This is a genomic window from Ruminococcus flavefaciens, from assembly GCF_900143025.1.
Classification (GTDB): Bacteria; Bacillota; Clostridia; order Oscillospirales; family Ruminococcaceae; genus Ruminococcus; species Ruminococcus flavefaciens_I.
Genome location: NZ_FRCT01000003.1, coordinates 130,002 through 141,935, shown reverse-complemented (window position 1 = coordinate 141,935; position 11,934 = coordinate 130,002). Strand labels below are relative to the sequence as shown.

General features: G+C 42.7%; 15 protein-coding genes. All 15 read left to right on the top strand.

Annotation, left to right across the window (positions count from 1 at the left end; translation table 11 throughout):
* Positions 1-48 precede the first annotated feature (48 nt).
* The 15 genes from BUB28_RS04425 (at position 49) to BUB28_RS17490 (ending at position 11,850) form a co-directional block, all read left to right on the top strand.
* Complete coding sequence (locus BUB28_RS04425; RefSeq protein ID WP_072949211.1) at positions 49-405, top strand: histidine triad nucleotide-binding protein; 357 nt, start codon at positions 49-51, stop codon at positions 403-405.
* A gap of 12 nt (positions 406-417) precedes the next feature.
* Positions 418-957, top strand: a complete 540-nt coding sequence (locus tag BUB28_RS04420) for a phosphoribosyltransferase family protein (protein ID WP_072949209.1) — start codon at positions 418-420, stop codon at positions 955-957.
* Between the two features lie 12 nt (positions 958-969).
* Positions 970-3,024, top strand: coding sequence for a ComEC/Rec2 family competence protein (locus BUB28_RS04415; protein ID WP_072949207.1), 2,055 nt, complete (start codon positions 970-972; stop codon positions 3,022-3,024).
* Positions 3,024-4,106 (top strand): DNA polymerase III subunit delta, encoded by a 1,083-nt coding sequence (gene holA / locus BUB28_RS04410; protein ID WP_072949205.1) that lies wholly within the window; start codon positions 3,024-3,026, stop codon positions 4,104-4,106. The genes BUB28_RS04415 and holA overlap by 1 nt, the downstream gene beginning before the upstream one ends.
* Before the next feature lie 10 nt (positions 4,107-4,116).
* Positions 4,117-4,716, top strand: coding sequence for a ribonuclease M5 (locus tag BUB28_RS04405; protein ID WP_072949203.1), 600 nt, complete (start codon positions 4,117-4,119; stop codon positions 4,714-4,716).
* A complete protein-coding gene (locus tag BUB28_RS04400) occupies positions 4,706-6,085 on the top strand; it encodes an MBOAT family O-acyltransferase (RefSeq protein ID WP_072949201.1) in 1,380 nt (459 codons plus the stop codon). Before BUB28_RS04405 ends, BUB28_RS04400 begins: the two co-directional genes overlap by 11 nt.
* Positions 6,086-6,096: 11 nt before the next feature.
* Positions 6,097-7,248 (top strand): DHHW family protein, encoded by a 1,152-nt coding sequence (locus BUB28_RS04395; RefSeq protein ID WP_072949199.1) that lies wholly within the window; start codon positions 6,097-6,099, stop codon positions 7,246-7,248.
* A gap of 4 nt (positions 7,249-7,252) precedes the next feature.
* The gene (locus BUB28_RS04390; RefSeq protein WP_072949197.1) at positions 7,253-8,035 is read left to right on the top strand and encodes an SDR family NAD(P)-dependent oxidoreductase; all 783 of its coding nucleotides are present in this window, start codon (positions 7,253-7,255) and stop codon (positions 8,033-8,035) included.
* Positions 8,032-8,571, top strand: coding sequence for a hypothetical protein (locus tag BUB28_RS04385; protein ID WP_072949195.1), 540 nt, complete (start codon positions 8,032-8,034; stop codon positions 8,569-8,571). Before BUB28_RS04390 ends, BUB28_RS04385 begins: the two co-directional genes overlap by 4 nt.
* 458 nt (positions 8,572-9,029) lie before the next feature.
* Positions 9,030-9,290, top strand: a complete 261-nt coding sequence (locus BUB28_RS04380; RefSeq protein WP_072419547.1) for a hypothetical protein — start codon at positions 9,030-9,032, stop codon at positions 9,288-9,290.
* Positions 9,291-9,307: 17 nt separating this feature from the next.
* Entirely contained in the window at positions 9,308-10,738 is a 1,431-nt protein-coding gene (locus BUB28_RS04375) for a hypothetical protein (RefSeq protein ID WP_072949193.1), read from the top strand.
* Between the two features lie 39 nt (positions 10,739-10,777).
* Positions 10,778-10,975, top strand: a complete 198-nt coding sequence (locus BUB28_RS04370; protein WP_072949191.1) for a hypothetical protein — start codon at positions 10,778-10,780, stop codon at positions 10,973-10,975.
* Positions 10,968-11,252, top strand: coding sequence for a hypothetical protein (locus BUB28_RS04365; RefSeq protein ID WP_072949189.1), 285 nt, complete (start codon positions 10,968-10,970; stop codon positions 11,250-11,252). The genes BUB28_RS04370 and BUB28_RS04365 overlap by 8 nt, the downstream gene beginning before the upstream one ends.
* Complete coding sequence (locus BUB28_RS04360; RefSeq protein ID WP_072949186.1) at positions 11,252-11,728, top strand: PcfB family protein; 477 nt, start codon at positions 11,252-11,254, stop codon at positions 11,726-11,728. Before BUB28_RS04365 ends, BUB28_RS04360 begins: the two co-directional genes overlap by 1 nt.
* A complete protein-coding gene (locus tag BUB28_RS17490; protein ID WP_278290522.1) occupies positions 11,725-11,850 on the top strand; it encodes a hypothetical protein in 126 nt (41 codons plus the stop codon). Before BUB28_RS04360 ends, BUB28_RS17490 begins: the two co-directional genes overlap by 4 nt.
* Positions 11,851-11,934 lie beyond the last annotated feature (84 nt).

Below are 11,934 nucleotides of genomic sequence, written 5' to 3'. Positions count from 1 at the left end.
TAAAGGAGCGGCTTGTCCGCTCCGTAAATCTTAACGCAAAGGAGAAATATTATGGATTGTTTATTCTGCAAGATAATCGACGGCGAGATACCAAGTACTAAGGTCTATGAGGACGAATTCGTTTTTGCTTTTAAGGACATTGCTCCTATAGCTCCGGTTCATTACTTAATAATACCAAAGGTCCATATCTCATGCGCAAATGAGATAACAGAGGAAAATTCAAATGCTGTTGCAAAGGTATTTGAGGCTGCTGCTAAGATAGCTAAGGCTGAGGGCATCGAGAGCTATCGTATCATAAATAACTGCGGTGATGACGCAGGTCAGACTGTAAAGCATCTTCACTTCCATATGCTTGCAGGCGTGAAAATGGGCTGGGGACCTGAGTCTCTCGGCAAGACAGAATAAGGAGAAATATATATGTCAAATACTTATAAAATGACCATTGCAGGTCTTGAAAGAGAACTTCCTATCTGTCCGCTCAATGACAAGATCGACATTGCTGCTTTTGTTATGTTTTCTGATGTAGAGCTTACTGTAGCCGCTGCTGAACAGCTTCTTAAAAAGTCTCCGTATTTCGATGTTATTCTTACTGCTGAGTCTAAGGGAATACCACTTGGCTATGAAATGGCAAGACAAAGCGGCAAGCCTTATGTTGTGGCAAGAAAGTCCGTAAAGCTCTATATGACAGATCCTATAGCTGTAACAGTAAAGTCAATAACTACTGCTGCTGAGCAGACACTTTATCTTTCACAGGAAAAGGTAGAGATGCTCAGAGACAAAAAGGTGCTCATTGTCGATGACGTAATAAGCACAGGTGAGTCTCTTAATGCGCTTGAAAAGCTGGCGACTGAGGCTGGTGGAGATATCACAGGAAAGTCTGCTGTACTTGCCGAGGGCGATGCAGCCGACAGAAAGGATATCATCTTCCTTGAAAAACTGCCTCTTTTCTTTAAATAAGGAATAAAATCTATGAAGCGAAAAATGATTGGTGCTGCGGCAGCGTATATGGCGGGATTATTTTTCGCTTCATTTTTTACCGATACTGCTCTGCTGCTAATTTTTTCGGCAATGCTTGCTGGCGCACTTGTTATTGCTTGGAGATATGGTTTTCGTAAGAACGATCATATTCTTATGGGCGCGTTTTTCGGTGCGGCGATATGCATATTTTCAGCGTATTCAGCTGTCAGATATTATCCTGCTGTTGCTATGGACGGCAAAAGCGGAAGCTTTAAGGGTGAAGTCAAGGAAGTAGTTCGTTATGACGGCGGGAATACGTCATATATCCTCAGCGGTATGATAAACGACGATATATCTGCTAAGATAACTTTCTACAGCAACTCCTGTGAGGCTGATTACGGGGATATCATATCCATTAAGAACTGTACGCTTGCAAAGCCTTCCAAAGACTATCTTTTCGACAGTGAAAGCTACTATAAGTCCGACGGTGTTTTCCTCAGTGCTGAGAAATCAGACGGTGTAAGCGTTGAAAAGAGAAACAGTCGTAAGATCAAAAAGCTCATTGCAAACTACAGAGAGGATATTATTTTTGACTTCCGCACTGCACTCGGAGAGGAAAGCGGCGATTTGCTCGCAGGTATGGTTTTCGGTGAAAAGCGCGGTATGGACGTTAATATGAAAACGGCTGTTTACCGCAGCGGTATCGGTCATATGCTGGCAGTTTCGGGACTTCATGTTTCCGTTGCCGTACTTGTGCTTATGACAGTGCTTGGTGCGCTTAATGTAAACAGGTATGCTTCATTTATTGCAATGGAGCTAATACTTGTTTTCCTTATGGTTATGGCGGACTATCCTGTATCTGCGGTGAGAGCGGCGATAATGATGAACTTCATGTACGCGGCAAAGCTTTTCAGACGACAGAACGACACTTTCAATTCACTTGCAGGGGCTGTGCTGCTCATATGTCTGGTTCAGCCTTATGTTGTGTATGACGAGGGCTTTATACTGTCAGTTGCCGGAACATTTGGTATAGGTGTATTTGCACAGTATATGACAAAGGATATGCCGGATGAAAATGCAGTTCAGAAGCTTGTTAAAAATGCAGCGGTGATGTTGTGTACAACACTTTGCGTCTTTCCGTTTTCAGTAATGTTTTTTGATGAGACCTCTCTCATATCGCCTTTGAGTAATATTCTTCTGGTGCCGCTTTGCTCGGTATCAATGATGATTGGACTTGCTTATGCTCTCACAGGCGGCATTTTTGATCTGCTGCCGATTTCAAAGGCTATAAACGACGTTATACTTGGATTGTCCGATATAGCAGCTCATATCAGATTTACACATTTCTCATGCGACAGCAAGGCTATTATAGGCGGACTTATTGTCTGTGCATTTATGACAGCAGTTGCTGCGGCTTTGTTCGGAAGCAGGAGATTTATCAGCGTTTGCATTTCACTGTCTGTTGCTTTTATGTTTATAGGTTCAGGCGTTGAGCGTATAAGGAGAAATTCCGTACTTACCGTTGCAGTGCTTGGAAAGGGTTATAATACTGCGGTAATTGTATGCAAGGACGGCTGCGCGGATATTATAGACCTAAGCGGGCATTATCGCTCGGCTGCCTATGTCAGAAAGTATCTGATGCGAAATGGTATTTCAGAGGCTGATAACGCTGTGCTCACTGAAAAGGTGCAGTCAGCCTTTCCTGCTTATAAAAACGAGCTTGAATTCACTCAGGTAAAGAAATGGTTAATATACAGTGATACGGATATTGCTTCGGTATATCTTGATAATATGCTGTATTTTTATGATAATGAGCTGTCTGTAGAAAGAGGAGACTGCTATATTCGTTTTAATAGCGGTATACTTACTGTAGGAGACGAAAACGGCGAGATTGCCTTTGCTGAGTCTGCGGATATCGGAGCTACAGACAGTGATATTTCTGTGTGCTATGGAAGGACTCCAAATGACGCGGACAGAAGCAGAGATGATATTATTTTTCTTGGTGATAACAATAATTTTGAGATAGTGCTGTCAGATAAGGGCAGCTGTAAAATAAGGAGGCTCTGATGCCACAGACAGATCCTAAAACTATAAAGGCTCAGCTCAGAAAGGGCGAACTGAAAAATCTGTACTATATCTTCGGTAAGAATATCCCCGAGGTCGAAAAGCTTACAAAGCAGATAATTCAGGCAGCGGTAGGCGATAACGAGGAATTTGCTCTCAATAAGCTGGACGGTCGTTATCTTGATACATCCGAGCTTTATGATATGATACAGATGATGCCTATGATGTCGGAATACAACTGTATTCTTATAAATGACTACAACTGCGAAAAGCCCCGTGAAAATATGGCTGGTCTGCGCGGCGATGATCTCAATAAAAAGCTTATGGAAACTCTGAAGGATATCCCTCCTCAGACAGTCGTTATATTCAATGTTACAGGCTTTGAGATAGCTGTAAAAAGCGATTTCAAAACTGGCAGGAGCGTTATCAAGGATAAGAATAAAAAGCTTGCAGACTTTGCCGAAAAAAGCGGTGAGCTGGTCGAGTGTCCTATCAAGACAGAAAATGAGCTTGCAAAGGATATTGCTGCCGCAGTTTCTGCAAGAGGAGGTCTTATTTCTCTTGATAACGCCCGTGAGCTTGCTGTCATGTGTCAGTCGGATACTCTTACTATCAAAAATGAGATAGATAAGCTTTGCTCCTATGCGGGCAGCGGTGAGATAACCGCAGATATCATACATAACCTTGTTCACAGACAGAGCGATGTTACCTTCTTCAAGCTTGCCGATGCAGTATCTGCCTTCAATAAGCGAGCTGCTTTTGAGGCGCTTGACGAGCTGATGCAGGACAGGGACAACAGAGGAGCTGTTCTTGCCAATATTACGACTTCGTTCATAGATATGTACCGCGCTGCCTGTGCAAGAAAGTACGGTAAGCAGGTGGCTGATGTAAAGGCAGATTTCGCATATGTTTGGGAATTCAAGGTCAAGAACGCTTTCCGTGACAGTTCAAAAATGAGTATACGCAGACTCAGGGAGTGTATCAGGATACTCAGAGATACGAATATTGCACTTAATTCGGGAGGCTGTGACGAAAAGATAGTGCTTGAACAGACAGTGACTAAAATGCTTATGACTAAAAATTAGCGGAGGTCTTATGATTAAGTTAGATGAAGCCATTATTGTGGAGGGTAAATATGATAAGATAAAGCTTTCTTCGATAGTTGATGCTGTTATCATCGTTACCAACGGCTTCGGTATTTTCAAGGATACGGAAAAGCTTGAGCTTATCCGCTATTATGCAAATAAAACAGGTATCATCATTCTCACGGATTCAGATGCGGCAGGGCGGAAGATACGCGGATATATCAAAGGTGCTGTGGGCAACGGCAGGATAACCAATGTGTATATCCCTGATGTTTTCGGCAAGGAAAAGCGTAAAACAAAGCCATCTGCCGAGGGAAAGCTTGGTGTTGAGGGTATAGACGCAAACACTCTTCTTGCTGCCTTTCAGAAGGCTGGTATTACTGCTTCAGAAAGAAATATCCGTTCTGATATAACCAAGCTTACTCTTTATGAACTTGGACTCAGCGGCGGTGCTAACAGCAGTGTCCTTCGTGAGAAGCTTCAGATAAGTCTCGGACTGCCGAGACAGCTTTCGGCGGGAGCGCTTGTGGAGGTGCTCTGTACCATGATGGACAGCAGTGAGCTTTCGGAGCTTACCGAGAGAATAAAGGAGGAAAGCAATGGTATATAGCAGCCTTATGTTTATATACGCATTCCTGCCCGCTGCTCTGCTGCTCTTTTATCTGACACCCAAACGTTTCAGAGAAGAGGTCTTGCTTATAGAGAGCATGGCTTTCTGTTTCCTTATAAGTTTGTATTTCCTATTCTTTATGGCTGCATATTCCTTTGTGAATTATCTCGTCGGTCATATCATAGGGAAACTTAGAAAAAACGAAAAGCTTGCCGCAGTCCCGCTTACATTAGGTATAATATTCGATCTTATAATGATATTCGGGTTCAGGACAAAATACTTTGCATGGCTGCATGATATGCTTCATGCTCCAGAAGGTTTTTATCCTGTTGGAATATCCTTCTTTACTCTTGCGGCGATAGGTACGCTTATTGATATTTACAAAGGCAGAGTAAAAGCGGATAAAAGTATTGTAAGGTATTTCCTTTATATCATGTTTTTCCCGAGACTGATAATGGGACCGCTCCTGAGGTACGGCGTATTCACAAAGGCGCTTGACAGCCGCAGGGAAAGTCTTACAAATATCGGTATAGGTATGTCTCTGTTTATAAAGGGACTTGCTAAAAAGGTAATTGCTGCGGATAATCTTTATATGCTTTATTCTGCCGTAAGAAGCAGCGATGTGGACAGCTTGTCTGCGGCGACTGCATGGATAGGAATTACAGCTTATGTTTTCTGTCTTTATTTTACTCTGTCGGGATTTGCTGATATGGGTACAGGCATCGCTTACTGTTTTGGCTTGAAATTCCCTCAGAGCTTCAATTATCCGCTTCTGAGCTCAAGGATAAAATATTTTGCAGCACGATGGCAGTCTCAGGTCGTACAGTGGATAAGAAGATATATCACTAAGCCGCTGTACGGTGTTTGTACTAAAAAATGGATAAGAGAGATAGTATTTGTTGGCGGCTGGACTTTATTCGGATTTTGGTATACAGTTACGCCCAATGGAGCGATATGGGGACTTTTAATGGGCATTGCCCTTATTATCGAAAACCATATCCTGCAAAGGAAGACGATGGACTTTACAGGTATTATCTATACCTTCTTGGTCGTTATTTTCTGCGCAGTATTCCTGTCAGGAGACAGTCTCGGCTTTTCTGTGCAATACCTTTTTGCAATGATAGGCGGAAACGGAGTAATTGCTGATGAACAGTTCTTCTATCTTGTAAAGTCGTATATCGTCCTTATTCTTATAACTTTGTATGCTTCCACAAGTCTTTTCAGAAATATGATTGTTCGTTCGGGCAAAGGAAATATAAGGAATACTGTAGCAGTGGTATCTACTTTTGCAGCGTTGGCTGCGCTTATTATATGTACTGCACTTATCTCATACAGCGGAAGCTCCGAGATGCTTCTTATTAATTTGTAAGGAGGGAGAAGATGAATAAGCTTAACAGAACAATGAGTATAGTTACAGCGGTTTTGTCATTATCTGTCATCTCTGTATTGGGGCTGATGTCTTTTTTGGGAGAAAAAAAGTTCTGGTCGTCCGATGAGAACAGACAGCTTACAGCTTTTCCCGAGCCATCATTCAATGATATGTACAACGGAAGCTGGGCAAAACAGCTGGACAGCTATGCTACGGATCATTTTACAGATCGCAGCAAATGGGTATACGCTAAGAACCGTATGCAGGTGGAGCTGTCAGAAAGCATTGTCAACGGAGTATATGTCGGCAGTGAAAGACTGCTTGATACAGAGGTATCGGGGCAGGATAAAAAAGTTTTTTCTGATAATATCAGTATTATAAACGCTTTTGAAAAGAATTATGACGGAACGACTTATTTCGTTGCCGTACCATCGTCAACAGGTGTTTACGGTGATATCCTTCCTTCAAATTTTATAAGCCGTTCCGACAGTCAGAGGATAAACGAGCTTTATGAAATGCTTAGCAATAATATCCGTAGGATAGATGCTTACAATATCCTGAAAATGATGAAGGATAACTACATTTTTTACCGTAATGATACTAAATGGACAAGCTACGGGGCATACTGTGTTTATAAAACTGTCATTCAGAAGCTTGGCTTTCTGCCGACTTCTTATGATAAGTATTCTATCGAGCACGTTTCAGACAGTTTCAGAGGCGATCTTTATAACAGAACTCTTTATGACGAGGTAAAGGCGGATATACTCGATATATATAATTATCCAGAAGGTGCTGATGTAGTGTCCTGCGAAAGGATACTGAATGACGGTTCTTTTTCGGAAGGTGAGATATACGACAGGAGCAGACTGGCTTCAAGTGATATGTATTCGATGTACCTTGGCGAGAATGTCCCTTTGCTGAGAATAAAAACTTCTGTCCAGAATGATAAAAGACTTCTTGTCATCAAGGACAGCTATGCAGATTGCTTTATTCCGTTCCTTATTCAGCATTACAGTGAGATAACAGCTGTGTCGCCTGATCAGCTTGACAGACCTCTTGGCGATATCATAAACATAAACGATTACTCTCAGACCTTATTTCTATTCGGGATAAACAATATGGACGAAAAAATGGCATTGGAAAAAATAACAGAAAGGATATGATTTTATGAAGGCATTAGTTACAGGAGCAACATCAGGTATTGGACAGAGCATTGCAAGAAAACTTGCTAAAAGAGGCTGGGAGCTTATTCTTACAGGACGTAATGAGGATATGCTCAGGGAAATGCAGAAAACAATCGGAAAGGGTACAGAAATAATTGCTGCCGATCTTTCAAAGCGGGAAGAGGTATTCAGAGTTTACGAATTCTGTAAGGGAAAAGACGTGGATATGCTTGTAAATAATGCAGGATATGGTCTTTTCGGAAAATTTGACGAGACTGATATGAATGACGAGCTTGCTATGATAGATCTTAATGTAACAGCTCTCCATATTCTTACCAAGCTCTTTCTCCGCGACTTCAAGAGGAGAGATTACGGCACTATTCTCAATGTAGCTTCTGTGGCAGGCTTTATGCCGGGACCTCTTATGGCAGCATACTACGCTTCGAAAAACTATGTATTGAAGCTGTCTATTGCAATATATGAGGAGCTTCGCAGAGACAAGTCAAATGTTACCATAACTGTTCTGTGTCCGGGACCTGTTGCTACAAACTTTAATAACCGTGCAGGTGTAAGCTTCTCCGTAAAGCCTATAACTGCTGATTACGCTGCTGAATATGCTCTGCACAAGGCTTTCACAGGCAAGCTTTTTGCTATTCCGGGACTCACAGTTAAGCTCGGTGCATTTGCACAGAGGTTTGTGCCTTATAAGCTTGTGTCTGCTATCGTATACAATGTGCAGCAGGCAAAAAAGACTTCGGACGGGCAGGGAAAGGCATTGAAAAAATGAGAGATATCAGCTACAGAGTAGCATTGGGAGGCATCGTTTCCGCACTATGTCTTGTTACGATGTTTCTTGCGGGAGTTTTGCCTGCATTATATCTGCTGCTCCCGGGAATAGCGGGTATCCTTCTTATGATAATAGCTGTAGAAGTCAACACAGGCTGGGCGTTTCTTACTTACCTTGCAGTCAGCCTGTTGTCCGTCTTCGTCACCTTCGATAAGGAAGCTGCGCTTATCTTTATAATGTTCTTCGGTCATTATCCTATCCTGAGGTTTTATATCGAGAAGATACCGCTGAGGCTTTTGAAGCTTATTATAAAATTAGCGATCTTCAATGTGTGTATTATAGGTTATTTCTATATCACAGTATATTTCCTCGGACTTGATGAGATGCTGGAGGAGTTTGATGATATGGGCAGATACGGAGCTTACATAATGCTCGGTATATCAAATCTGGTATTTCTTGTTTATGATCTTGATCTTGACTTTATGTATAAGCTGTATCGTAAGAGACTTATGCCTAAATTTCGCAAAAAAAGATAGACTGTAACCGTTTTTTCAAAGCGGCTGCGGTCTTTTCATTTGTACTTGATTTATTAATAATTATGTGATAAAATGAAGCCTATTTGTAATTAGTGTTCATTAGTGTTCATTAAGGAGCATTTAGAACCCTATTTTACGGCATTTTTTGTGGTAGAAAACCTCAAAACGGCGCTATATCGTAAAATCGGAAAAATCGCAAATTTGAAGATTTTTGGTAGAAACTTGGTAGATGACCAACGGCTCAAAAGTTGGTAGAAACTTGGTAGAAAACCAAAATAAAGCCTAAAAACGGTAGAATGCCTGTTGACAAAAAACTGAATAATGGGTAACAGCGGACGGTGTTTCATACAAGTGAAGCGCTGTCCGCTATTTTTATGCCCAAAATTGAATATTGTACTACGCTTCTCAGCAATGAGGAGCATTTTTCTTTTTCAGAATGAAGTCAAGGAGGTCTTTCTATGCAGAAACCTATGAGAATCGTTGTGAACGACCACGGTGTACTCACCCTGCCGGCTTATGCGATCCTCGACAATATGCTCAATGTTCCCGAGAGGGACTACCGCACGTTTGAGGAGATGTGTTCTTTCTTTCCGAAGGACGAGCCGTCAACGGTCAGAAATGCTCTGACGGAGCTTAAAGACGAAAAGTACGTTATCATCATTCACGGCAACACCTATGCAGTGAACAAGCTGCGTATACCGAATATGAAGCTGAGATAACTGACAGGGTGATACAAATGGGCAAGAAAACAAAAAAGAGCAAGACCGTTTCATCATCGGTCTGCCGTGTACATAAATCGAAAAACTTTACTCTGCTGAGTAATTCGTTCCTGCGGTCATCAAATCTCAGTCTGGCTTCTGTCGGTCTGCTGGGCCGTGTTATGGGACTTCCCGAAGAATGGGATTACTCGATCAAGGGGCTTTCTTCTATCTGCAAAGAGGGAGAAACGGCTATTGAGACCGTTCTGAAAGATTTGCAGGAGTGGGGCTATCTCAAAATATCAAAGCTCTACCCGAACGAGACGGAGGACGGCAGGATACATTATGTCTATGACTTCTATGAAAGTTCGGAGAAAGACAAGACACTTTCCTGCACTGTTATGGCTGAGGGCAATATGCCTTCCAACAAGTCCAAGCGCTGCCGTGTCAATAAGACCGACAACTTCACCATAGTAAGCAGTCTGCTTCTCCGTTCTAAGGAGATCAGCCTGAAATCCCTCGGTCTGCTCCTGAGAGTGCTTTCCTTTCCCGATGATTGGGATTACTCAGTTGCAGGGCTTGTGTTCATCTGCAAAGAGGGCAAGACTGCTATCGACTCTGCACTCAAAGAGTTGAAGAACATAGGCTATCTGGTAGTCACCAAGCTGTATGCCAATATGACGGCAAGCAAGGGCATTGAGTACGTCTATGACTTCTTTGAAAACCCCATAAGCGAGGACGAAGCAGAACGACATAAGGAAAAGGTCAAGGCAGAAGCAAAAGCAAAGGTATCGGGTGCGGAACTTTCAACAGAGATGTTGAAAACCGCTGAATTTTCAGCTCCGCAAGAGGGTGAAAAACAAGGGGTAGAAAACCTATATCTTGATGATCTACCGCTTGAAGTTCTACCAACAGAAAATCGCCCCCAATATAATACTAAAGAACAAAATAAAGAAAATAAAATACTGTGTGATGAAGGATCTATCAATCAATCGGCTGTTTCAGGCGAAAAGGCTGTTGAAAATGTTGAAAGAACAAAAGGCAGATTGATTGATGGATATATCACAGACAAAGAAAAGATAAAAAATATCATCAAGGAGAATATCGAATATGACGAGTATGTCGAGTGGATAGAGCTTTTCGGAAGTGACACTATGACCGTCAGCGGGCTGGATCAGATCGTCAGCCATATGGTGAGGACGGCTGTATCACGGCGAGGGCGAGTCATTGATGACATAGTTTATTCTGCTCAGGAAGTTCAGGACTCTCTGCTGAGAGTGAACAGGGCTTGCCTGGACAGAGGCTATGACGTGATGAAGAAAACAATGGGTATCCATAACCCTATGAGTTATCTGATGAGCTGTCTTATCAATCTGGCGAACAATATTGACTTCACTCAGAGCTATGAGGATATGAGCATTGACTACGATGTTCGGAAGAATGTTCTCCATGAAGACTTCGATGACTGACCGCAAAGGAGGTGGTGCGTATGATTGTGAGGTGACACTATGCCCGAATACAAGGCAATAGACAAGCTGTTTTATTCTTTCCACAGCGAGTTTGAAGCTATTGTCATGGATATGATCGCTGAAAAGACGGATAAGCGTATCATAGACACGATGTTTGAGGATTTTGACCGCTTGCAGGAAGAATATCACGAAAAGCTGAGACAAATATGCAGAGAGGACGGTGAAGATCGTGGCTAAGACTATCTACACACAGTTTGATGAGATGGTGAATTACGATAATATCGTAAAGATCGGCATCAAGACAAATTGGGAGGACGCTGATATTGCCGATGACGGCACTATCGATCCCGATTTTGAAATGGTCGGCAGAGATATTACGGGGCTTGAGATCCCTATCGGCATCTACAAGACCTATGAGGAAGCGGAGGAAGCTGTCAAGGCACTCCATGAGTGGTTCAAGAATCAGGCGTATGCAGTCTACGAAGTTCCCAAGCCGGAGGGAGCTGATACCTGATGGCTAACGACTACGAAAACGGCACGAAGAAAACGATAGACCTGACGATCAAGGCGGAGAAGATCAGCTCGGATATTCTCAAAGAAGCCTTGCAGGAGTTTATGGAAGGCAAGGCTGAGAAAAAAGGGCGAATGTCCTATCGTCAGCTGGAAAAGAAGTCGGACAGCAAGCTCGACAGCATTGAGGTCAGCGAGGACAATATCGGTGATTTCCTCAAAACGGCGAGAAAGTACGATGTTGACTTTGCCCTGAAAGCGGACAAGTCTACTGAGCCTGCTACCTATCATGTTTTCTTTTCAGCAAGCAAGACTGAGAACTTCAAGAAAGCGTTTACCGAATACGTTGGGAAAAACGCTAAGACAAATCAGCGCGGAGTGTTCACGAGGGAGCAGTTAAAGAGAGAAGCTGCCCGTGTTGCACAGTCACCGCACAGGAAACACAGATCAAAAGAGAGAAAAAGGGAGACACACAGATGATCGAACATACCTATCCCCCGACACCAAGAGCAAGGGGCGATGATGTTTTTATGGCGAACTTTTATGCCGATAACATGAGAAAGGCTTTGTCTGCCGAGTGCAGATCAATACCCGAAAGCTAAAAAAGGTCATTCTGAAAGCCTTACCCTATGCGATTTTTGCGTATGCAGGCAACCTTATCGGCTATGCGTACCGAACAGCGGAGG

Bases quoted from the DNA above. Each gene is read 5' to 3' on its own strand.
- BUB28_RS04420 (WP_072949209.1), top strand. From the start codon at position 418: ATGTCAAATACTTATAAAATGACCATTGCAGGTCTTGAAAGAGAACTT.
- BUB28_RS04415 (WP_072949207.1), top strand. From the start codon at position 970: ATGAAGCGAAAAATGATTGGTGCTGCGGCAGCGTATATGGCGGGATTA.
- holA (WP_072949205.1), top strand. From the start codon at position 3,024: ATGCCACAGACAGATCCTAAAACTATAAAGGCTCAGCTCAGAAAGGGC.
- BUB28_RS04405 (WP_072949203.1), top strand. From the start codon at position 4,117: ATGATTAAGTTAGATGAAGCCATTATTGTGGAGGGTAAATATGATAAG.
- BUB28_RS04400 (WP_072949201.1), top strand. From the start codon at position 4,706: ATGGTATATAGCAGCCTTATGTTTATATACGCATTCCTGCCCGCTGCT.
- BUB28_RS04395 (WP_072949199.1), top strand. From the start codon at position 6,097: ATGAATAAGCTTAACAGAACAATGAGTATAGTTACAGCGGTTTTGTCA.
- BUB28_RS04390 (WP_072949197.1), top strand. From the start codon at position 7,253: ATGAAGGCATTAGTTACAGGAGCAACATCAGGTATTGGACAGAGCATT.
- BUB28_RS04385 (WP_072949195.1), top strand. From the start codon at position 8,032: ATGAGAGATATCAGCTACAGAGTAGCATTGGGAGGCATCGTTTCCGCA.
- BUB28_RS04380 (WP_072419547.1), top strand. From the start codon at position 9,030: ATGCAGAAACCTATGAGAATCGTTGTGAACGACCACGGTGTACTCACC.
- BUB28_RS04375 (WP_072949193.1), top strand. From the start codon at position 9,308: ATGGGCAAGAAAACAAAAAAGAGCAAGACCGTTTCATCATCGGTCTGC.
- BUB28_RS04370 (WP_072949191.1), top strand. From the start codon at position 10,778: ATGCCCGAATACAAGGCAATAGACAAGCTGTTTTATTCTTTCCACAGC.
- BUB28_RS04360 (WP_072949186.1), top strand. From the start codon at position 11,252: ATGGCTAACGACTACGAAAACGGCACGAAGAAAACGATAGACCTGACG.
- BUB28_RS17490 (WP_278290522.1), top strand. From the start codon at position 11,725: ATGATCGAACATACCTATCCCCCGACACCAAGAGCAAGGGGCGATGAT.